We start from the raw sequence: 22855 nt of genomic DNA, 5'->3' as shown, positions 1-22855 counted from the left end.
TCCTCATCTCCCCGTCTCCCCATCTCCCGTCTCCCTCGCTCGATCGCCCTAAATCGAAATAATTCTTTACAATAAAAAAGTAACAATCCAATTAACTTTGACAAAATCCCTTGAAAATGCCTGTAAACCAACTTTCTCCAACCACAGCCTCCACGCAAACACCGACACTTGACTTTGACATAGCCATCGTCGGAGGCGGCATAGTCGGGGCCACCTTAGCCAGCGCCTTAAAAGATTCCGGCTTAAAAATAGCAATAATTGAAACCCAACTCCCCGCAGTCGCCGCAGCCAAAAAACAAGCCTATGCAATCACGCTGCTATCAGGAATGATCTTAGAAGGTATCGGCGTGTGGCAGCAAATCTTGCCCCAAATCACCACCTTCGAGCAAATTAGCCTCTGCGACGGCGACTATCCCGGCGTCGTCGAATTCCACCGCCCCGACTTGGGAAATACAGGCAAATTGCCAGTACCAAAAACAGCTTTAGGTTACGTTGGCGAGCACCGAGTAATGCTGTCAGCTTTGCAGGAATGTTTGGCAAAAAATCCGAATTTTAGTTGGATTTGTCCGGCGGAAGTAGTCGAGGTAAAATATTTAACTCATTGCGCCGAAATAGAAGTCAAACAAAACGGCGAAACTCGCACAATTCGCACCAAATTATTAGTCGCCGCCGACGGTTCGCGATCGCGCATCCGCACCGAAGCCAACATCAGCACTCGCGGCTGGAAATACTGGCAATCCTGCGTTGCTATCACTATTAAAGCAGAAAAACCGCACAACGATATCGCTTTTGAGCGCTTTTGGCCGAGCGGCCCGATGGGAGTCTTACCATTACCTGGGAACCGCTGTCAAGTAGTTTGGACAGCACCCCACGCGGAAGCAAAAGCTTTGCAACAAATGGATGAAACAGAGTTTTTGACTTTGTTGGAACAGCGCACGGGCGGGCTTTTAGGGCGTTTGGAATTGGAGAGCGATCGCTTTTTGTTTCCCGTGCAGTTAATGCAGAGCGATCGCTACGTTTTGCCCAGATTAGCACTAATTGGCGACGCGGCCCACTGCTGCCATCCCGTCGGCGGCCAGGGATTAAATATGGGCCTTCGAGACGCAGGGGCGATCGCCCAAATCTTGCAGCAAGCGCACCAAAAAGGCGAAGATATCGGCGATTTGCGAGTATTGAAACGGTATCACAACTGGCGCAAAAAAGAGAATTTAATCGTGTTAGGATTTACCGATTTTCTAGACAGATTATTTTCCAATACTTGGCTGCCAATTGTAGCATTTCGCCGCTTCGGATTGTGGTGTTTGCGGACAATTCCCCCAGTGAGGTTTTTAGCTTTGCGGCTGATGACAGGCTTGATGGGGCGGCCGCCAGAATTAGCGCAAAATTAGAAGAAACCCGGTTTTTTCCTATGTTGCTTGTACTCTAGTGGTGTTGCCACAACCGCCAGGGGTTTCAACCCCTGGCTAATAGCGAAAGTCGGTTTCAACCGACTGAAAATCCGAGATAAAAATGAAAAACTCTTTAGTCCTCTTCAGAGGACTTTTGCTATGAGACAGGGGTTGAAATCCCTGGCGGACTATCGGGCTAACCGAGGTTTCTGGCTACTCGCACGATCGAAGAAACCGGGTTTTTTCCCATCTCTTCGCCTGTAACCAAATATTCTCGAAAAAACCCGGTTTCTGGCCACTCATCGAATCATGGTAAAATAAACATCGGTGTTACTGACAACTCCCCACAATAGAAGAAAACCGCGCTCAAGCCTATCTGCAATTAATTGACACCCTGCTGAATTGCCCCAACGGTGAGGAAGCGCAGATTTTACAGGATAATTTAGAGTTGCTGGATTTGGGGTTTGTGCAAGTTTGCAAGAAAGTAACGGCACAGTTGGCAGAGACGGGAAAGGAAAAGCCAAGAATTAGCAGTAGAGGGGTGAGCTTACAGGGCATCGTGATAAACTAAGAGTTATAGTCCATATATATTCCCTATGACCAACAACCGGCTGGAATCCTTCCAAACAGCCTTCCAGAATCTTCAGTTACTTCCTTTGATCACCCCGGAGCAACTGAATAAATTCCATGTGGAATATGGCACAGAGATTTTAGAAGAATTGGATCATTTGGTTGAAGATTGCTCACCTGACAATAACAAAATCATTTTTACGGGGCATCTTGGGTCAGGCAAATCGACATTGCTGGGTCAATTTCGCCAAAACACGCAGAATCGCTACTTTGTAGTGTTCTTTTCAATCTCTGACGTGGTTGAGATGTCAGATGTGAATCATGTCAACATTTTGTTTGCTATGGCAGTAAAGCTTATGGAAGCAGCAGAAGAACGCCATATCAGAATCGGTTCTAAAACAAAAAAATCTTTTTATCAGTGGTTTAGTAAACATACTCGAACAGAGGGAAGTTCAGTTGATTCTAGCCTTGAGCTAGAAACGAGTGGAGAAGCTGGTGTAAATGCTTTGTTTGTGAAATTCTTTGCCAAGTTGAAAGCAACTTTGAAAGCCAACTCTGTGATTCGTGAGGAAATTACGATTGAGTTTTCGAGACGTATTTCCGACTTGGTGGATCGGATTAACGAGATCGCTAGTGCGATTCAAGCGGGGTGCGGACAAGAAATTATGGTCGTGATTGACGATCTTGATAAACTCGACCTAGAGATTGTCGATCGTGTTTATCGAAATAATATTAGTGCGTTATTTCAGCCTCAATTTCGGATTATTTATACAATTCCAATGGCAGCGACACGAGATCTGTCGTTACGAGGAATTATTCAGAATGCCACTAATAATAAGATTCAATCCATGTGGGCGACAAAGTTGTTTCCGCGTGGAGAAGATAGAGTTCCAAATGCCTCTCCTGTCCCAGAAGCGGTAAAAGTATTTGAGGAAATTCTTTACAAGCGAATCCCCAAGCAGTTGATTGAACCGGAAGCAACTCAGATGATGATCGTCAAAAGTGGCGGTGCAGTGCGAGAATTTATTCGTTTGGCTAGTCAGTGCTGTGGGTTATGTTTGATGCAGTTACGCCGCACACCAGAGAAGCAAGATTTGATAATTACGTGTGAGGTTTTGAAAAACGCTATTAAAGAATATCGGATTGATTTAACAGAACCCCTGGGAAAAAACAGGTATAAAATTCTAGTGGAGGTCTACCAAAATTATTTACCCGAAGATGGGATGGATCAGGATTTCCTAGATTTATTGCACACGCTCTACATCTTAGAATATCGCAACGACGATTTGTGGTTTGGAGTCCATCCAGTAGTTCAGGAAATATTGCAGCGGCGCGGACTAATTGGAGCGGAGGGGTAAATGCTCAACAGTGAGATCGCGGACGAGCAATCGATCAATGAGGATAGTTACGATGGCCTTGTCTCTTTAATTGAAGCAAGTCAAGGTGTATTTTCAGTGTTGATTGCCTCCTGTAAACCGGGAGATTTTCAAACCCAGATTATTAATCGTTACGAGGCAGAACTTGCTCCCCATATCCCCTGTTATCGCGCGGTTTTGAATCAAAAAGAACCTAGCCTGAGAGCGGCGTTGGAGCAACTTGTCAACTCACGCCCAGAGTTAAAAGCGCCCCACGCATCAGCCGCAATTACTGTAACGGGAACGGAGGCTTTGAGGGATAGTGTGTCACAAGCTGACTCTAACCCTAAGTCCGAGTTAAGGCGTTTTTTCGGCTATTTGCAGTGGACGCGGGAGGGGTTGCGGGAGTTTCCTTTTCCGATCGTACTTTGGGTAACACCAAATATTCTGAGTCGCTTGAGTCTGGAAGCGCGGGATTTTTGGAGTTGGCGGAGTGGCGTATTTCGATTTGTGTCGCCTGCGGTGCCAGAAACCGATGTGGTTAACACCACTGGGGAAAGTTCTCTGCTGATTGAACCAGAGAGAAGAGTGAGTTTACCCCTAGATGAACTGTTAGAACAGGTTGAAAATCTGGAGAAACAAGCTAGGGAAACTCCTGCATTAGCAACCATATACAATCGAGTTGCTAATGCTTATGCAAATCGGGTAAAGACGCGCCAAGCACAGGATTATTCACAGGAGATCGATCGGGCAATTCATTTCTTTGACAAGTCACTTGCCTTACAAGAAAAATTGAACTTACGCCAGGCGCAATCTGACACTTTGTTACAGTTAGGTGATATTTACCGTGACTTAGGATTGTGGGAACGGGTATTTGATCCCTATCAGCAGTCTTTAGAAATTGCTAGGAATTTGAAAGATCGCCTACGAGAGGCGGCTGCTTTGGGGCGACTGGGGAATCTTTACCAACAATATCGTCAAGGCGATCGTGCGAATAACTTGGAACAGGCGATTGCATATTTCACTGCTGCATTAACCGTCTACACCCGCGATGCCTTTCCCGAAAATTGGGCAGCGACGCAAAATAATCTAGCAAATGCCTACTTATACAGAATTAGGGGAGAGAAAGCAGAGAATATCGAAATGGCGATCGCATCTTGCACTGCTGCATTGTCCGTCTACACCCCCGAAGCCTTTCCCGAATATTGGGCTATGACGCAAAATAATCTGGCAATTGCCTACACTTACAGAATCAGGGGAGAGAGGGCTGATAATATCGAAGTTGCGATCGCATCTTACACTGCTGCATTAACCGTCTACACCCGCGATGCCTTTCCCGAAAATTGGGCTGCGACGCAAAATAATCTGGGAGAAGCCTACCGTAACAGAATCAGGGGAGAGAAAGCAGAGAATATCGAACTGGCGATCGCATCTTGCACTGCTGCATTAACTGTCCGCACCCGCGAGGCCTTTCCCGAAAAATGGGCTATGACGCAAAATAATCTGGGAATTGCCTACAGTAACAGAATCAGGGGAGATAAAGCACAGAATATCGAAAATGCGATCGCATCTTACACTGCTGCATTATCCGTCTTCACCCGTGATGCTTTTCCCGAATATTGGGCCCAGACGCAAAATAATCTGGGAGAAGCCTACCGTAAGAGAATCAGGGGAGACAAAGCAGAGAATATCGAACTGGCGATCGCATCTTACACTGCTGCATTAACCGTCCGCACCCGCGAGGCCTTTCCCGAAAAATGGGCTATGACGCAAAATAATCTAGCAACAGCCTACTGTGACAGAATTAGGGGAGAGAAAGCAGAGAATATCGAACTGGCGATCGCATATTTCACTGCTGCATTAACCGTCTACACCCGCGATGCCTTTCCCCAAGATTGGGCTGCGACGCAAAATAATCTAGCAACAGCCTACCGTAACAGAATTAGGGGAGAAAAAGCTGACAATATCGAGCTGGCGATCGCATATTTCACTGCTGCATTATCCGTCCGCACCCGCGAGGCCTTTCCCGAAAAATGGGCTATGACGCAAAATAATCTAGCAACAGCCTACTGTGACAGAATTAGGGGAGAGAAAGCAGAGAATATCGAACTGGCGATCGCATATTTCACTGCTGCATTAACCGTCTACACCCGCGATGCCTTTCCCCAAGATTGGGCTGCGACGCAAAATAATCTGGCAGCAGCCTACAGTAACAGAATTAGGGGAGATAAAGCAGAGAATATCGAAATGGCGATCGCATCTTACACTGCTGCATTAACCGTCCGCACCCGCGAGGCCTTTCCCGAAAAATGGGCTATGACGCAAAATAATCTGGCAAATGCCTACAGTAACAGAATCAGGGCAGATAAAGCAGAGAATATCGAACTGGCGATCGCATCTTACACTGCTGCATTATCCGTCCTCACCCGTGATGCTTTTCCCGAATATTGGGCCGGCACGCAAAATAATCTGGGAGAAGCCTACCGTAAGAGAATCAGGGGAGACAAAGCAGAGAATATCGAACTGGCGATCGCATATTTCACTGCTGCATTAACCGTCTACACCCGCGAAGCCTTTCCCGAACAATGGGATCAGACGCAAAATAATCTAGCCACAGCCTACTCTGAAAGAATTAGGGGATAGAAAGCAGAGAATATCGAACTGGCGACAAAGTGTTATAAAAATGCTTTAACTATCAGAACTCGTGAGGATTTCCCTCAAAAACTTACAGAAACTTTATCTAAGTTAGGTAATCTTTACCAAAACAACAAGCAATGGCAACTCGCTTTTAACGATCAAAACCTATGAAAACCTCTCCCACCAGCCAGGTAAATTCGCGCTGTCATTAAACCAGCCCCAAATCTGGATGCGAGACACCGACATCCAAGGCTTCCTCGACTGGAGAAAGCAATGTCACCTCCTAGACACTGAGTGGCGAGGAACCTGACAATGCCTCCTGGAAGAGGACAAAGCAACTCAAGGACAAAGAAAGCCGGTTTTTTCCCAAATCTTCCCACTGTAATATCGTTTCCGGTTGCATCGGAATAATAAAATCGAGTCAACAGTTAACACTCAACCCTTCAGTTTTTCGACCCGCCCGTCAACAGTCAACAGTCAACAGTCATTCCGGTGCAACCGGAATTGATATAACAAAGTATCTCCCAAAAACCCCGTTTCTACCCACCCATCAAATACAAAACAACTGCCGACAGCAAAAACCGTCAACAGTTGTTTTACATATTCAATGCGGATGGCGAGACTCGAACTCGCAAGGACATAATGCCACACGCACCTCAAGCGTGCGCGTATACCAATTCCGCCACATCCGCTCTTTCTGGCAATCTCCGGGATTTTTGCGTTACGAGTTAAACATTCACAGGTTGAGGTTCCTGACATTTAACTGGTGACTTGCCCTTTTGCACCGCCGATTTACAATCATAGCACCACTACCAGCAAAATGTAAAATAAATTTTTGTGAACAATTTCTGGAAAACGATTATCCAGAACATACCGAAAGGCATTATTGTACAGAATATTGAGTGAATTAAGCAGCGAAGATGGGGTTCTCGAAAATTTTAATCGCTAATCGGGGAGAAATAGCTCTCCGCATATTGCGGACCTGCGAGGAAATGGGGATTGCCACGGTCGCCGTTCACTCCACCGTAGATAAACACGCCTTGCACGTCCAGTTGGCAGACGAAGCCGTTTGCATCGGCCCCCCCACCAGCAGCAAAAGCTATTTAAACATCCCCAACATCATCGCGGCCGCCCTGACGCGCAACGCCGCAGCCATTCACCCCGGTTACGGCTTCCTCGCCGAAAACGCCCGATTTGCGGAAATCTGCGCCGACCATCAAATTACCTTCATCGGCCCTTCTCCTGCGGCGATGCGGGCGATGGGCGACAAATCCACCGCCAAAGAAACGATGCAGCGGGTGAAAGTCCCCACTGTTCCCGGTAGCGAGGGATTGCTGGCGGACGATCGCGAAGCTTTGTCGATCGCCCGCGACATCGGCTATCCTGTGATGATCAAAGCCACAGCCGGCGGTGGTGGCCGCGGGATGAGGCTAGTTAGAGAAGCATCCGAACTCCCCAAACTATTCTCAGCAGCCCAAGGCGAAGCCGATGCAGCCTTCGGCAACCCCGGACTTTACCTCGAAAAATTCATCGAAAAACCCCGGCACATCGAAATCCAAATCCTCGCCGACAACTACGGTAACGTCATCCACCTCGGCGAGAGAGATTGTTCGATTCAGCGCCGACACCAGAAACTCCTCGAAGAAGCCCCCAGCCCTGCCCTCAGCCAGAAACTGCGAGATCAAATGGGTCACGCCGCCATTGCCGCTGCCAAATCCATCAACTACACAGGTGCCGGCACAGTCGAATTTTTGCTTGACAAATCGGGCAAGTTCTACTTCATGGAAATGAACACCCGCATCCAAGTAGAACATCCCGTCACCGAGATGATTACAGGCCTCGATTTGATTGCCGAACAAATCCGCATCGCCCAAGGAGAAAAACTGCAAATCAAGCAAAACCAAGTAGTTCTCAACGGTCACGCGATCGAGTGCCGCATCAATGCTGAAGATCCCGATCGCAATTTCCGACCCCACCCCGGCATAATCAGCGGTTATTTGCCTCCCGGTGGCCCCGGCGTGCGGATGGACTCTCACGTCTATACCGATTACGAAATACCCGCTTACTACGATTCTTTAATCGGTAAAGTAATTGTATGGGGGCGCGATCGACCGACAGCCATCCGCAGGATGAAACGGGCATTGCGGGAATGCGCCATCACCGGCGTTCCTACCACCCTCAGCTTCCACCAAAAAATTCTCGATTCCCCCGAGTTTCTCAACGGCGAAGTTTACACGAATTTCGTCGAACAGTTCTTGAACCAAAACGGTCATTAGTCAGTTGGCAGTTGGCAGTTGGCAGTCAACCGCCAACAGTCAACAGTCAACAGTCAACCGCCAACTTCTACATCATCATCGTCAGTAGCCCTTGCTGACCGAGAATCATTTCTCGCAGCAAGCTACAGATACCCACCCAAATAATCGGCGTAATGTCCACGCCGCCGATCGGCGGTACAATCTTTCTAGTTACGGCTAAAAAAGGTTCCGTCGGCCAAGCAATCAGACTCAACGGCAACTTGCTCAGGTTCACCTCGGGATACCAAGTCAGGACGATCCGAAAAATAAACAGCAAAGTCATCACGACTAGGACAGAGCCCAGAATCCAACTTGCAACGGTAATACCAGTCATGGGTCTTATCTCGAAATTTTAAGTTTTGTTAAGTCTGCTGTTCATAATTTTAACCGTTTCACAGGTGCGATCGAAAGTATAAAATTAATAAAAATCAAATTGTTGTAACAAAGGCTTTGAATCTATGACTCCTTCTCTCGCGAACTTTTTGTACAGCCTGCTGGTGGGCGTGACAGTGGTAGTGATTCCAGCAACGATCGCCCTGATCTTCATCAGCCAAAAAGACAAAATCAAGCGCACCTAAAAAGTCAGCGGGTTTCTAAGTCCGGCGCTGCAAGTCAATTGTGGGCTACAAGTCGGGCATTTCCCCGATTCGAGAAACCTCGGCTGCCAGCAACTGTCAAGGCAAAACCTTCAGTTGACTGCCAAGCTGAGGTTTTTTCCCGTTAAACTCATTATTATACTCACTTCCCAAGCTGAAACCCTGACCGGACGCTGCCCCAGAAAGCACAGTCGGGCTGACAGACTTAATGATAGATGTAAAATCTAACTCGCTAACATAGGAAAGACATAGGAGATAGGCTAATGGTCAATTTAGGATTGAACTGGAGCAGCCTGTTAGGGATTATCCTAGCAGTAGCAGGGGCAGGACTGTATTTTCTGCGATCGTGGCGTCCCAAACTAGCCCGAGACCACGATATTTTTTTTGCAGCAGTCGGCCTGCTGTGCGGCGGTATTCTGTTATTTCAAGGGTGGCGGCTTGACCCAATTCTGGCATTCGGTCAATTTCTGCTCAGCGGTACCGCCATATTTTTTGCAACAGAAAGCATCAAGCTGCGAGGAGCGACCACAGCCCAAGCCAAAAGTCGCGCCCAATACGTAGATGAAGACCGACCGGTCAGCAACGCCTACGGTTACGACGGCTATGATTCCGAAATGGAACAGCTAGAACCAGAGGAAGACTATCCGCAGCGTCCCCGGATTAGAGGCAGCCAAGACTACCGTTCCTCTCGGGAAGCCTACGACGACGAACCCCGCCGCCGCCCCTCGAATCGCAACGGCAGCGTTAACACCTCCAGGCCCGACTCGCCCGATCGATCCTCGCGCAAACGTCCCTCTCGCCCAGAAGCCCCGCCTGCCCAAGAGTCTGACAACTGGGACGTGTCAGACACCCCCGAAGAAAGACCGACCCGCAGCCGCAGCAGTCGCCCCCCAGCTTCGGAAAACCGCAGTTCCGATACGCCGCCGAGAACCAAAAAACCCCGTCCTACGGAATCATCCAGGTCTCGCCCCAGCAACCGCGACGTGGAAGCACCCCCGTCAGATTACGTGGAGTATCGACCTGTAGAATACCCGGAAGACCAACCGGATAATTCCCCCAGTTTCGACAAATAGGCAAACACTAAGTAGATGGGTGAAACTAAACATTTCTCGTGCCCGCAGGCAAAAAAATAAATTGCGTTTATTGATGCCCATCTACTTATTCTCAGATATGAAAGTGATTAAAAAGACTGTAAAGTGCGAGGGTGAAATCCCAGACAAACAGAGATACACAACTAATATCAAATCCGTTAGCATCGGAATAGTAAATTTGAGTCAACAGTCAACAGTCAACATCATTCCGGTGTAACCGGAAATGATATAAAAGCTAATTTTTTTTTCAAAACATTTTTTAACCTACCGAATCTGTGGAACTAATCGACCGCATCATAATCTAAATATAAAATCCCAAATCTTAAATCAGCAAGATGCCATTACTCGAAATAGGAGATCCGGCTCCCTGGTTTTCCGTTCCTTCTACAAATAACCCCTTATTTCATTTCCCTACTGTTGGCGGTCGGCGAGTCGTGCTGTTTTTCTTTGCCAGCGCAGCTTTTGAACAAATCCAAGTTATCCTCAAAAGGTTTCAAGAGCTTTCAGAAGAATTCCAAAGCTTGCAAGTACCCAGGTTTGGAGTGAGCGTTGACCCAGCAGACAAAGAACAAAACAGACCAACAACAATTGCTCCGTCATTCATATTTTTCTGGGACTTAGACAAAAAAGTCAGTCAGCAGTACGGTGTTTTCCGAGAGGTCGAAGAAAATGGAGTTGCCGGAGTTCACTATTCACCCCAAACTTTTGTACTCAACGAAAACCTTCAGGTAATTAATATTTTGCCGATGGGCGAACCGCACCAACACGCCCAGCAAGTATTAGATTTTCTCAAAAGTTTGCCCCCAATTGAGGAAGCCCGATCAGCCACTCGCCACGCCCCGGTGTTGGTAATTCCTAATGTTTTGGACAAAGCCTCTTGCCGCAGTTTAATCGATATGTACAAAACTCACGGTGGCAGTCCTTCCGGCTTTATGAGGCAAGTGGAGGGGAAAACTCTTGGCATTCACGACGAGAATTTCAAGAAGCGCCGAGATTTCTTTATTGAAGACCCGAAGTTACAGCAGCGATTGAATTCGATTATTTTGCGCCGGGTGCGGCCGGAAGTAGAAAAAGCTTTTCAGTTTACAATTACCAGGTTTGAACGGTACTTGATAGGTTGTTACGATGCTGACAGCGGCGGTTATTTTCGCCCACACCGCGACAACACTAGCAAAGCTACCCTGCACCGCAGGTTTGCGATGACGCTAAACTTGAATGTGGGAGAGTACACGGGGGGATTTTTACGGTTTCCAGAGTACGCGCCGCACGGTTATAAAGGCGATTGTGGCACGGCGATTATTTTTTCGTGTTCTTTGCTGCATGAAGCGACGCCAGTGATTAGCGGCCAGCGCTTTGCTTTGCTGTCTTTTTTCTACGGCAATGAGGATGCTGCGGTACGACAAGCTAATTTTAAGTATTTAGCTGCTGATTCAGATTCCCGAGTTGGAGAACCGGCGTGAGGAATGTCACGACCGTGGTGCAAGTCTTAAAATAATTAGAAAAGGTAGTTAGCGGTTAGCCACCAAACCTAATTCCTAGCTACCGATCGCTAAATAATAATCGATCGCCATGAATTTCAAACTTCTAAGTTTAGCAGTATCGGGAATTTTAACGGTTGGGGTTGCAACCAGCGCTACTGCGGTTGTTACGACATCCCCTGTGCGGCAATCAACAGATTTAACGGAATTTAACTCGGTGCATTCCCAGGGTGCGATCGCCCAAACTGTCGAAGAACAAACCAATATTCGAGTCTACGAAAAGGCTAGTCCGGCCGTTGTTACAGTCGATACAGATAAATCTAACGGCAGTGGCACAATTATCAGCCCCGACGGCATGGTGTTAACCAACGCCCACGTTGTTTCGGCAGGCGGTACCGTCAATATCATTTTGTCAGACGGCAGAAAACTTGTCGCCGATGTGGTCGGATTCGGGGAAGAAGGTCTAGACTTAGCCGTGGTTAAGATTCGCAATCAAAACAATTTGCCCACAATTCCTTTAGCCCGTCCCGGTTCGATAAAAGTCGGGCAACAAGCATTTGCGATCGGCAATCCATTCGGTCAATTTCAAGGTACTTTTACAGTCGGAATCGTCAGCCGCATCGACCAGCAGCGGGGCTTAATTCAAACCGACGCCGCCATCAATCCCGGCAATTCAGGAGGCCCGCTGCTAAATAGTTCAGGAGAATTAATCGGCGTCAATACTTCTATTTTTACTCGCGGTCGGGGTGGAGGTAATATCGGTATCGGTTTTGCAATTTCCGCAGACAAATTACCCGCTTTCCTGACAGCAGTGCGAGAAGGGCGGGCTCCCCGCGTGGCTCAAGCCCGATCGCCCTTTGGTGGCAACAAATCACCTCAAAAAGTTGCGTTAAACGGGCCCGCCGTTAGCGGTCTCCTCACCGAGAAGTCTAGCGTTCTGCCCACCGACAACAGCTTTTTTGACCTCTACTCGTTTGAGGGAAAAGCGGGCCAGCAAATCACAATAGAAATGAAAAGTCAAGAAATTGACCCTTATTTAATTTTGCTCGGGCCCAACCAGCGCGAAATCGCCCAAGACGATGACGGGGCAGGCAGTAAAGACGCCAGAATTACAGTCAGGCTGCCAGCAGACGGGACTTACACGTTAGTTGCAAATTCCTACCAAGCTAAGCAGTCAGGGGCTTATACGTTAGAACTGAAAGCGAGTGCTCCTACCGCGCCTTCTCGGGCGATTTTGCAAGAAGAAGGCGCTTTAGTCCCAGGCGGCCCAGTATTGCCGTCTGACAACAGTCTGTATCGAGAGTATACTTTTGAAGGTCGATCGGGTCAGTCTGTAGCCATTTCCCTCGAAAGTACAGATTTCGATCCCTATGTGGCCATCTTTGACCCTAACGGCCGATTAGTGGCAGAAAATGACGATGAGAGCGATTCGACTAAAAATGCGTTTCTGACCGTTACTTTGCCCGCTACGGGTCGCTATCGCGTAATTGTCAATGCTTACGATGCTGCGGGCCGGGGTCGTTATACTCTAACAGTCCGTTGAAAATTGGGCATTGGGCATTGGGCATTGGGCATTGAGCACTTGTGCTGAGCGAAGTCGAAGTATGGGGCATTGGGCATGGGTAGCACCTAACAAATAACTCATGACTACTGACTACTGACTACTGACTACTGACTACTGACTTCTTCCTTCCTTCTTCGTTGCAAACCGAGGTAATTCATGCGTCAAGTTAGATTGTGGGCGATCGCGCCAATTGCTCTGGTAGCTACTTTTTCTGGCAAGCCGACTGTCTCGCCGCCAGTTTCAAATTTAGGTGGAGTTGCTAACAGTAGTTCCACCCTCATTTCAGCAGAATTTCCTCAAAATTTAACTGATGGGAAGCCTGCTGAAAAGGGTGTTTTAGCTCAAGCAAGTCCCAACCCGTCGCCATCACCACAAAGTTCGCCAACTCAGAGCCCTACTGTAGAACCTCGGCCGAGTCCTGATGCGGGTTCATCTAAAATCATTTTAGAGCAAAACGGAGAACTCAGCCCTGCTAAGTCTTCTGTACTGCCCTCAGACAGCAGTTTGTACGACGAGTATACCTTTGAAGGCACTCAGGGTCAGAAAGTGATTATTACCGTAGAAAGTACCGAGTTTGATACTTATCTCGCTATTTTCAACTCCCAGGGCGAGCTACTTGGAGAAAATGATGATGCAACGCAGCAAAATTCCAATTCAGAGATTTCTGTTACCTTGTCTGCGAATGGTCGCTATCGCGTCATTGTCAATGCTTACGAGCCGCCTCCAAAAGGTAGAGGCAAGTACAGTTTGACCGTCCGTGAAACAACTGGAAATTAGTTTGAACGAAACTTGGCAGTCAGGGCACGGCAATGCCGTGTCCCTATAATTCAAGGACGATCGCACTACAAGCAACTACTATTAACTTGGGAAAATTATATGTTTGTATGCAACTATATATGTTATAATTTTGTACTTCTAATTTGATAAACTTTATTTTAAATAACTCTTAAGAATTAAATGGAAGCTGAAATATCGATAAATTTTCAGCTTCCATTTTTAATTGATTTTGATTAATTTAACGCAGGCCCAGCCAGGTAAAAAAATCCTGGCGGGTGAAGAATTCTAGCAGCAAAAGTCCCACGAACCCCACCATCGCAAATCGTCCGTTGATTTGTTCGGCGTAGGCATTCCATCCAAAGGCTGGTTCTGGTTTTGGGGTATTTGGGGTTGTCGGTTTTGGGGATGGAGGAGTTTTAGCAGTCATTTAAAAGTTTTGAGTTTCGTGTTTTGAGTGATGAATTTTGGGAAGCTTTGCGATCGCACAACTTGTAATTTACCAGGAAAAGGACAGCCGATCGCTAATCTGCCGACTTTTCTAAACTTTGAACCGATTCGATCAGATTTCGCACGGTTTCGGTACCTTCAGAAGGTTCAAAAAACAGCGGGAACTTGCCGCGAGCGATCATTCTCAAACCCAACGGGCCCAGACTCAGCAAACCTTTAACGTCGCGGAAGTAGTTTCCTACTACTTCGATCCCAAACTTGCGCTCATCTATCCAGCCGCCTTCTTTGACCAGATCGATTAAGACTTTGCGGTGGCGGATCGATCGACTGGCTTGATCATCTTTGCGATCGAGAATCTCTTGTTTAATCTTACCAATTTGATCCATCGGCGCAACTTCCATCGGACAAACCGAGTTGCAGTAGTAACAGCGGGTGCATCCCCAGACACCTGCGGTGCCTTCGTTGTATTTTTCGATCCGATTTTCGGTTTCGCTGTCGCGGGAGTCGGTGATCGTGCGGTAAGCTTTGGCGAGGGCGTGGGGGCCGACAAATTCCGGGTTGACTTCGCGGGCGTTGCACTCAGAATAGCACGCACCGCAGAGGATGCAGTTGCCGGTTTGGTCGAGTTTCGATCGCTCTTCTGGAGTTTGCAGAAATTCGCGTTCTGGAATTGCTCGCGAGGCGGTGCTGACATAGGGTTCAACTGCTTCTAGGTTGTCCCAAAAACTGCTCATGTCAACAACCAAATCTTTAATGACCGGCATATTTCCCATTGGGGCGACGGTGATTTCTGGGATGAAATCAGTAGGCATTTCTGCTGAGCTGGAAGCAGCTATTTTTTGCAGTCTTGCCAGTTCGCTGGCTACATTTTCTTTGCAAGCTAATGCTGAGCGACCGTTAATTCGCATAGAACAACTGCCGCAAATTGTATTGCGACAATTTTTGCGAAAAGCTAAAGTGCCGTCCTGTTCCCACTTAATACTGTTGAGGCAGTCTAGGATGGTATTGCTCTCTTCCACATCTAGGGTGTAAGTGTGAACCCGAGGAGCCTCGTTTTGATTTTGGCGCACTACATTAAAGCGGACTTTCATATTTTGAGTAAGGAATTTAGTGTCTATTTTAAGCTAAATTTTTGGCTTCTCTAGAAAGCTCTTTTTTTTTTAACAACTACCTAAAGTAAGAGATTTTTAAAATTTTATTATTGTTTGATAAACATCAATAATTCTCAAGTTATAAATCCTAAATTACCACTTTTTTAAGCGGATTTGTGAGCTATTAATTGGAGATAAAAGTAATTAATCGCTGCAATTCGCTAGTCGGAGGTGTGTGATGTCCAGCTTGTTTGTATTAACTTTCATGTTTTCCACACCGGCTTTTTGTCTGGGTCTGCTAAATCCTCAATGGGTGGGACTGGGAACTCGCAAGCGATCAACTGCCTTGTACGGCGGCTTGATGGCAGCTTCATTCGTTTTGCTTGGGGTTACAGCACCTAAGGCGCCACAACCAGTTTCATCGGGGCTGCTGGCCTCAACTGAATGGCCAGAATTTAGGGTAAGCGCACCTTTGCGCTGAAGGTAGCTGGGTATGCATTTCACTTTTTTGACACCATTACAAGAAATTTTACCAGGACTTACGCCCGGTTGGGGCGAGAAACTTAGTTTTTTAAGAAAAATACTTGGTTCTACTCATTTACTGCAATTAAAAATCCCGGTTTATAGGTGTCGGAGTGCGATCGCAAACTGTAGGGAAAAATCGTGGCTTTAGTAAGGAGAAAAACCCTAACAGGACTTATGCAAAAAAACAGGTTTTTTCCACAACTCGTCGCTTTTTGAATAAATATTGACGCAGAAACCGGGTTTTTGGTCTTTTAGTGTGCCCAGGACTGACTAAGAAACCCGGTTGCACCAGGGTTGGCTCTCCAACGTTCTAGTTTACTTCGTAAATCATAGGGATTTGTGAGTTGGCCGGCGGATAAATAAGCAAGTTAACTTCTCAGGACTTACGCACAGAAATTAAAGAAATCGGGTTGTTTAAACAGATATCCTTCGTGCTTCACCTCTGATTTTGGTAAAAGAAACCCGGTTTCTGCGTCCTGGATTACTTCTCTATTTTTACTGGTAAAAGTCACGATGTTTAATTTTTTCCTCTTAAGCTTTCTCTTGTCTATCCCTGCCTTCTTTCTAGGTATTGTTAATCCGAAATGGGTGGGCGCACCAACCCGCAAGCGATCGATCGCGATGTACGGCGGGTTGATGGCGGCTTCGTTTGTGCTTGTTGGCGTCACCGCGCCCCCTCCGTCTCAGGAAGTTTCAGTGGCGCTTCCGGCCCCAAGCGATCCGCTAGTATCCTCTCAAACCGCTAAGCCGTCACTGCTTTCGGCAGTGCCGACATCCAAGCCGGAAACTGTGAAAACGCCGACACCAAAACCGAAACCTGCCATTTCTACTGCCACACCTGCACTTGCCAAACCAGAGTCCGATCGCAAATTGCCATCTTCAGCCAAATCTGTTGAGCGAACCGCAGAGATTGCTCTTGATGCACAGCAGCCAAAGGAAGATACCAAGAAAGTTATTTATGAGTCTTCTAAAGAGAAGGTTAAAAGTGCCGATTTTCCGAGTTGCGTTAACTCGGATTGCAACTGTTCTGACTTTGCGACTCAAGCCGAAGCGCAGCGAGTGTTAGAGGCATATCCGGGCGATCCGTTTAAGCTCGATCGAGATCGAGACTCGATCGCTTGTGAAACGTTGCCTTAGATTTTATCTGCCAACAGCCTCGGTTAACGATCGAGGCTTTTTTGGGTGATTGTACGAATTGAAGAACGCAAATCGATCGGCTAAAATTGTCTAATTGTTGAGCTTGCGGTGCGGGTGCAGCTATGACTTACAGCTTGAGAATTGTCGATTTGCCAACGAGTGAACGGCCACGGGAACGGTTGATGGCCGGCGGCCCAAAAAGTTTGGCGACTGCGGAATTGATTGCGATTCTCCTGGGTACTGGTCAGGGACCCGGCAAACTTTCCGCCGTCGGGCTCGGACAGTATATTTTAAATCAGTTGAGTTTGCACCAACGTGATGCTCTGGCTGTGCTACGCACCATTAGCGTGCAGGAGTTGACGCAGATTCACGGGATTGGCCCTGCTAAGGCGACTTCGATTTTGGCTGCGGTGGAGTTGGGGAAGCGGGTATTTCAGTCGCGGCCGCCGGAAATGGCTGTGGTTGACTCTCCGCAAGCGGCGGCTGATGCCCTGAGTCAGGATTTGATGTGGCAGTCTCAGGAACGTTTTGCTGTGGTGCTGCTAGATGTGAAAAATCGGCTGCTGGGAACTCAGGTAATTACGATCGGCACAGCAACGGAAACTTTGGCTCACCCACGGGATATTTTTCGCGAGGTGATCCGCCAGGGGGCGACGCGGGCGATTATCTCGCACAATCACCCCTCCGGGATTGTGGAACCAAGCCCGGAGGATATTGCTTTGACGCGGCAGTTGCTGGCGGGAGCGCAGTTTTTGTCGATTCCGCTACTGGATCACTTGATTTTGGGGAATGGCGATTTTCGGAGCTTGCGGCAGACGACGACGCTTTGGGAGGAGTATCCCCAGGGCGATTGAACTCTTATACTTAACTAATTTCATTACTATCATTAGTTATTTGTATCTTTGGGGTCTCTGACGGCTGAATCAGCTCTGACAGCAGGCAAATTTTCCGGCTGGAGTCCCCCGCGAGAGCCTGTTTTGGCTGAATGTCGCTGCTGATACTTCGTTTCGAGCACAACTCGGTTAATCTAGTATAGGTAGGCTGAAGAGGTCGCTAATCCGATTTTTTTTGAGCATACTAAACGTATACTGAACCAGCACCTAAAGACCCACTTATTAAGAAATTATTAAATGGGATGTAAAATACACGGTGTGGTGATAGGAGGAGAACTGTGTTTCTGAGACTTGCAGAACAACACCGTAAATTCGTTCAAGATTTGGTAATGAACCTCCAAGCTTTAGCGATCGTGCTAGAGCATCGGGGTTATCTGGCATCCTGCTACACTTGCGGGGGTCAGATGAACAGTGCCTCATTTATGGTCAGTTTGACGGACAACCATCTGATTCGATTTTTAGTGTCAGATTACGGTATCACTTGGACTGAGATGCGGGACGACCGCGAACTCATGAAACTAGAAGGTGCAGAAGCGATTAATCAGTTACAAGAACTGGCAAATCTCGTAAAGTATCAAATCCAACCTTCGGAAGCTACTTTAGCGACGGCCCAGTGAGTGTAGCGATTGCACGGTTCCGAGGAAGGCGACAACGAAAGTGGCTGCTTGTCTGCTAAAACCGAATCCCCAGCGAGTTAGTTGAGAGGGTTCATTTAGGTGCACAGCGATGGCTGCTCAACAGACAAGGGTGCTATCAGGGTACCTTCAGACGGTTTAGCGCTCAGTCGATCGAAGTGAGCCTGGGCAGACGGCATACTTTATGCCAGAAGTCTCAAACTTGGAACCTCTAGTTTTTTTCAGCAGTTGATTCTCCCTTGAGAGCGATTAGCAAAATTGAGAAGTGCGACGGCTCGTCGGCTGCGATGTTAATTTCTCACTTTGGCATTCAAAAGTCAAGGAATTGAAATTAACTTTAAGCAGGCAGGTAAAATTTAACATCCAGAGTGAGGATGAGGCTGTGAAGATTGGGCAAAAGGCAGCCCACGGGGTGTGATGTGCGGGCGAATGGCGTTTATTTTTGCTCTTAGATTTAGCCTATCAGGCTAATAATTAACTTGAAGCAGCATCACTGCTGTAAAACATCTCACAGCCGGCTTGGGCCGGCTAAGTTTTGCGTATATCTAGGCTTCTAGCCAATGTTTGGCTTTTAGGTTAAACGGCTCTTGGAAGTGTAAGCTCGCACTTGCTAAACTAATTTTATAATACTTTAATGATTAGTCCTAAAATATTTATCGCCCAGTTTGGAGTCTGCATCAAATGGTAAATTTAAGCGAACTACTAGAACCCATCGCCAGTCAATTTCGCAGTCTGGGAATTCCCGAACCAATTACCCATTGGGGACACCCTGTAATGATGGGAATAGTGGTTGTGGCGATGGGCAGTTTTGTCGGGTATACGGGATGGCAGGGACGTTTGGCCGCCGATAAAGATGTCGCACTCAAAAGTCGCTCGGATCACCGCAAGCTTGCACCGTGGATGTTTCTGTTTCTAGCTTTGGGCTATACAGGCGGCTTGCTGTCGCTGGTGATGCAGCACCAGCCAGTCATGGAAAGTCCGCATTTTTGGACGGGTTCGGCAGTGCTGGTTTTGCTGGCTGTTGGCAGCTTGATTTCGCTGACTGGTTTTGGAGGCAATAAGCTGGCACTGCGCGCGGTTCACGCTTATTTAGGCACGACGGCCCTTGCACTTATGGTGCTGCACGCGGCTTTCGGTTTAAAATTGGGGCTGTCTATTTAGAAGAGGAAGAGGAAGGGGAACGGGAAGGGAAAGAATGTAAGGAAAGAAATTTTGCCATAACTTACGCATCGGTAGCCAAAAACCAGGTTTTTTATCGAAATACACGGCTTTTAGCCATTTATCCCGGTTGAAAAACCCGGTTTCTTTGGTAAGGAGTGCCTAAGTTCCGCATAGTTTTCCCTGAAATATTCCCCCTCTAAATTGCTAATTAATTAATGAATCAAGCAACGGGTGTCATCTTCTGTCTTGCATACATTTTGGGATTGATTTCTACAGCGGTTCCTTGGGGTAGATACGCGATACTTGCTTTGGGAATAGCGGTGGCGATCGCCCTGCCGAAATTGTTGCGAAATTTTACTAAAACTTCTGTCAAAATTACTAAGAAAAGACGCAGCCGACAAAAAGAAAATGCTCTGGAAGAACCCTTAGATGCGAGGGAAGAGTTGAGTTTGTTGGAGATGCTGCCGAGAGCGAAATGGGTGTGGGCAGTTGCGGGTTTGCTGGCATTTCTAGCTAGTGTTTATTTTGCAGTTCGATCGCCCCAACCGGCAATAGATGACATCAGCAAACTGATTCCGGCTGGCGGGAACACTCAAGAAGTGGCAGTGACAGTTCGCGGTAGAGTTGTCAGTACGCCTCGATTGACTCGATCGGGACGATCGCAATTTTGGCTAGAAACAGATTTAGTTAGCGAAATCAACGGCGGCGAGGGAGGAGCAGTTGTCAACCGCCCAGTATCCGGCAAACTCTACGTTACACTGCCTCTGCTGCAAGCAACGGGTTTGTACGCCGACAATACGATCGCAGTTGTGGGCTCCTTGTACAAACCGCAGCCACCGTCGAATCCAGGGGCTTTTAATTTTCAAGCATATTTAGCCAGAGAAGGGGCTTTTGTAGGGCTCAAAGGCCGTCAAATCGACTGGAGGAGAGAAAATGCGATCGCCGATGTAAATCGAGTTAACAGCCAAACGGCTGCTTTCTTGGAGCCCAGCGGGATGCAGCCATCGAAAATTCAAGCGATGCGGCAGCGGATCGTGCGATCGCAACTATCGCAGTTAAATGTTCCCGAAGGGCCCTTAATCAGTGCGATCGCCCTCGGCAAACAAGCAGTAGATTTACCTTACAACATCCGCGACTATTTTGTGCAGGCTGGATTAGCCCACGCGATCGCAGCTTCCGGCACTCAAGTTTCGATGGTTTTGGCTTTAGTTCTAGCTTTAACCAGGCGTTTTTCCAAACAATTACAATTTAGCTTTGGCGTCGGTGCTTTATTTTTGCTTGTGGGGCTAACTGGCTTTGAACCATCAGTATGCCGCGCCGCTTTGATGGGATTTGGAACACTATTTGCTTTGGTGCTGAGCCGCCAAGTTAAGCCGCTGGGATTGCTGTTAATCGCTGCTACTATTTTATTGCTGGTTAACCCTTTGTGGATTTGGGATTTAGGTTTTCAACTGAGTTTTTTGGCGACTTTGGGGTTAATCGTGACCACGCCGCCACTGATGGCAAAGTTGGACTGGATGCCACCCGCGATCGCTTCGATTCTTGTGGTTCCGATCGCCGCTTCAGTTTGGGTATTGCCGCTGTTACTTTACGTTTTTAGTGTGGTATCACCTTACAGCATTTTAGTCAATATTATTGCGGCTCCTTTGCTGTGGATTTTGAGTATTGGGGGGATGGTTAGCGCTGTAGCTGGATTGATTTTTCCGCCCGCTGGCAGTGTTTTAGCACAACTGCTGGACTATCCGGCAAAGGGGTTAATTGCGATCGCCCAATATTTCTCGCAATTACCCGGTAATTCGGTAGCTGTCGGTCAAGTATCGGTGTTTCAGCTAATAGCGCTTTACAGTTTAATTTGCTGGGTTTGGATTGGGGGAAGTTCGGCAACGGATTCTGTAACGGATGTAACGGATGTAAAGGATAGAAGAAGGAAGGAAGAAAAAAGACGGAAGCCGGAAGCAGTCAGAGGGAAAAACCAGGAAAAAGGGAAAGGGAAGAAGGGGAAAAGCAGAGTTATTGCGCTGCCGGTTTTTTCTGCGGCTTGGATTTTGCCGCTGGCGCTGGTGGCGGGAATAAGTATCATAGTTTTGCCAGCTTGGCACGTTCAATCATCTTTATTTCAAGTTACTTTGCTGGCGACATCTGGCGAACCTGTTTTAGTAATTCAAGATAGGGGAAAAGTGGCGCTAATTAATAGCGGTGATGAAAATACCGTAAGGTTTACAGTGTTGCCTTTTTTGCAGCAGCAAGGAGTTAATTCTGTGAATTTTGCGATCGCCTCTCACGGTCATTTAGGTTTGAGCGGTGGTTGGGGAAAATTACTAGAACGCTTGCCAATTAAAACATTTTATGATAACAACGCTCCCAAACAAATTCACCGTGGCAACAATCAGGAATTTATGACGGCTGTGCAATCTCGCCAAGGCGTTTACTTTCCTTTAGAAACTAACAGTACAGTTGATCTGGGTTCGACGCGGTTGCAGTTCGTGAATGCGGAGATTCCGGTGGTAGAATTCCTGGTGGGAAATCGAACTTGGTTGCTCGTCGGTGAAATGACACCGGAAGTGCAAAAAAAATTGGCAGCAACGGGAACCTTGAAGCCGGCTCAAGTGCTGTGGTGGTCAGGAAAAGCCCTGACGGCTGAGTTATTAAGCGCAGTGGGGCCACAAGTGGCGATCGCCTCTGCTAACGAAATAGACCCAGAAACCGCAGCCCAACTGCGCCAAAGCAAAGCCCAGATATTCTGGACAGGCCGCGACGGAGCCCTCCAGTGGACTCCAGCAGGGGGATTTAAGACCACTCTGGAATCTGAAGAAAATCAAACTTCTTTTTTATAAAGATTTACAATCTGGCACACTGTGCGGTAAAATACTTTTAGCTCACATCTCAAATCAATTGGAGAGGTGGCAGAGCGGTTGAATGCGGTAGACTCGAAATCTACTTTAGGGGTAACTCTAACGTGGGTTCAAATCCCACCCTCTCCGTACATTCCTTACTCCACAAGGCTTTGATGCTATCCGCTTCTTTAGCCCAATGTGCAGTTTTATAGGCAGTGGTATATATGAGTGGTATATAAACCACTTCGGTATATACCACTTTTTGCTTTAACTCCACCCCATCAAGCGGGCGATCGGTCAAGACAAAAGTATTTCTAAAATTGTCTCGAAATCTATTTTAAAGGCAACTCTAACGTGGGTTCAAATCCCACCCTCTTCGTAC

The 22855-nt window shown here is 47.4% G+C and carries 17 protein-coding genes and 2 tRNA genes; 15 read left to right on the top strand and 4 right to left on the bottom strand.

The window, feature by feature from the left end:
* The first annotated feature begins 116 nt into the window (after nucleotides 1–116).
* The 3 genes from QUA90_RS09220 to QUA90_RS09210 all read left to right on the top strand — a co-directional run bounded on the left by QUA90_RS09220 (nucleotide 117) and on the right by QUA90_RS09210 (nucleotide 5956).
* The gene (locus QUA90_RS09220; protein ID WP_333445078.1) at nucleotides 117–1388 is read left to right on the top strand and encodes an FAD-dependent hydroxylase; all 1272 of its coding nucleotides are present in this window, start codon (nucleotides 117–119) and stop codon (nucleotides 1386–1388) included.
* Nucleotides 1389–1984: 596 nt separating this feature from the next.
* Entirely contained in the window at nucleotides 1985–3316 is a 1332-nt protein-coding gene (locus QUA90_RS09215; RefSeq protein ID WP_333445076.1) for a P-loop NTPase fold protein, read from the top strand.
* Nucleotides 3317–5956 (top strand): tetratricopeptide repeat protein, encoded by a 2640-nt coding sequence (locus QUA90_RS09210; RefSeq protein ID WP_333445074.1) that lies wholly within the window; start codon nucleotides 3317–3319, stop codon nucleotides 5954–5956.
* Nucleotides 5957–6558: 602 nt separating this feature from the next.
* Here QUA90_RS09210 and QUA90_RS09205 read toward each other — a convergent pair.
* Nucleotides 6559–6642: transfer RNA gene (locus QUA90_RS09205), tRNA-Leu, on the bottom strand.
* 228 nt (nucleotides 6643–6870) lie between these two features.
* Here QUA90_RS09205 and accC point away from each other — a divergent pair.
* A complete protein-coding gene (gene accC, locus QUA90_RS09200) occupies nucleotides 6871–8226 on the top strand; it encodes an acetyl-CoA carboxylase biotin carboxylase subunit (protein ID WP_333445072.1) in 1356 nt (451 codons plus the stop codon).
* Between the two features lie 67 nt (nucleotides 8227–8293).
* Here the strand turns inward: accC and QUA90_RS09195 are convergent, their stop codons facing one another.
* Complete coding sequence (locus tag QUA90_RS09195; RefSeq protein ID WP_006634856.1) at nucleotides 8294–8578, bottom strand: YggT family protein; 285 nt, start codon at nucleotides 8576–8578, stop codon at nucleotides 8294–8296.
* 124 nt (nucleotides 8579–8702) lie between these two features.
* On the opposite strand from QUA90_RS09195, the gene psbX reads away from it, so the two are divergent.
* The 5 genes from psbX (at nucleotide 8703) to QUA90_RS09170 (ending at nucleotide 13750) form a co-directional block, all read left to right on the top strand.
* A complete protein-coding gene (psbX, locus tag QUA90_RS09190) occupies nucleotides 8703–8822 on the top strand; it encodes a photosystem II reaction center X protein (protein ID WP_333041933.1) in 120 nt (39 codons plus the stop codon).
* A 281-nt stretch (nucleotides 8823–9103) separates the two neighbouring features.
* The gene (locus QUA90_RS09185) at nucleotides 9104–9913 is read left to right on the top strand and encodes a Ycf66 family protein (protein WP_333445070.1); all 810 of its coding nucleotides are present in this window, start codon (nucleotides 9104–9106) and stop codon (nucleotides 9911–9913) included.
* 353 nt (nucleotides 9914–10266) lie between these two features.
* Nucleotides 10267–11391, top strand: coding sequence for a redoxin domain-containing protein (locus tag QUA90_RS09180; RefSeq protein ID WP_333383893.1), 1125 nt, complete (start codon nucleotides 10267–10269; stop codon nucleotides 11389–11391).
* Between the two features lie 109 nt (nucleotides 11392–11500).
* Nucleotides 11501–12952 carry a trypsin-like peptidase domain-containing protein gene (locus QUA90_RS09175; RefSeq protein ID WP_333445068.1) on the top strand — a complete coding sequence of 484 codons (1452 nt, stop codon included), beginning with the start codon at nucleotides 11501–11503 and terminating at the stop codon, nucleotides 12950–12952.
* 177 nt (nucleotides 12953–13129) lie between these two features.
* Complete coding sequence (locus QUA90_RS09170) at nucleotides 13130–13750, top strand: pre-peptidase C-terminal domain-containing protein (RefSeq protein WP_333383896.1); 621 nt, start codon at nucleotides 13130–13132, stop codon at nucleotides 13748–13750.
* Between the two features lie 238 nt (nucleotides 13751–13988).
* Here QUA90_RS09170 and QUA90_RS09165 read toward each other — a convergent pair whose 3' ends face one another.
* The gene (locus QUA90_RS09165) at nucleotides 13989–14177 is read right to left on the bottom strand and encodes a chlorophyll a/b-binding protein (RefSeq protein WP_333051883.1); all 189 of its coding nucleotides are present in this window, start codon (nucleotides 14175–14177) and stop codon (nucleotides 13989–13991) included.
* Between the two features lie 94 nt (nucleotides 14178–14271).
* Entirely contained in the window at nucleotides 14272–15288 is a 1017-nt protein-coding gene (locus tag QUA90_RS09160; protein ID WP_333327052.1) for a succinate dehydrogenase/fumarate reductase iron-sulfur subunit, read from the bottom strand.
* Between the two features lie 1068 nt (nucleotides 15289–16356).
* Here QUA90_RS09160 and QUA90_RS09155 point away from each other — a divergent pair.
* The 6 genes from QUA90_RS09155 to QUA90_RS09130 all read left to right on the top strand — a co-directional run bounded on the left by QUA90_RS09155 (nucleotide 16357) and on the right by QUA90_RS09130 (nucleotide 22620).
* Nucleotides 16357–16950: an excalibur calcium-binding domain-containing protein gene (locus QUA90_RS09155; RefSeq protein WP_333445066.1), complete on the top strand. Its 594-nt coding sequence runs from the start codon at nucleotides 16357–16359 to the stop codon at nucleotides 16948–16950.
* A 122-nt stretch (nucleotides 16951–17072) separates the two neighbouring features.
* Nucleotides 17073–17804, top strand: coding sequence for a RadC family protein (gene radC / locus QUA90_RS09150; protein WP_333213130.1), 732 nt, complete (start codon nucleotides 17073–17075; stop codon nucleotides 17802–17804).
* A 317-nt stretch (nucleotides 17805–18121) separates the two neighbouring features.
* Nucleotides 18122–18460, top strand: a complete 339-nt coding sequence (locus QUA90_RS09145; RefSeq protein WP_015176985.1) for a DUF1815 family protein — start codon at nucleotides 18122–18124, stop codon at nucleotides 18458–18460.
* A 699-nt stretch (nucleotides 18461–19159) separates the two neighbouring features.
* A complete protein-coding gene (locus QUA90_RS09140; RefSeq protein WP_333044165.1) occupies nucleotides 19160–19639 on the top strand; it encodes a DUF4079 domain-containing protein in 480 nt (159 codons plus the stop codon).
* A gap of 215 nt (nucleotides 19640–19854) precedes the next feature.
* Nucleotides 19855–22473: a ComEC/Rec2 family competence protein gene (locus QUA90_RS09135; RefSeq protein WP_333445064.1), complete on the top strand. Its 2619-nt coding sequence runs from the start codon at nucleotides 19855–19857 to the stop codon at nucleotides 22471–22473.
* Nucleotides 22474–22533: 60 nt separating this feature from the next.
* Nucleotides 22534–22620 (top strand) — tRNA-Ser (locus QUA90_RS09130).
* Nucleotides 22621–22855: the final 235 nt, after the last annotated feature.

It is taken from the genome of Microcoleus sp. D3_18_C4 (assembly GCF_036702355.1).
In the GTDB taxonomy this organism is placed as follows: Bacteria; Cyanobacteriota; Cyanobacteriia; order Cyanobacteriales; family Microcoleaceae; genus Microcoleus.
The sequence above is the reverse complement of the archived record's forward strand: the minus strand, read 5'-3'. Positions and strand labels throughout refer to the sequence as shown.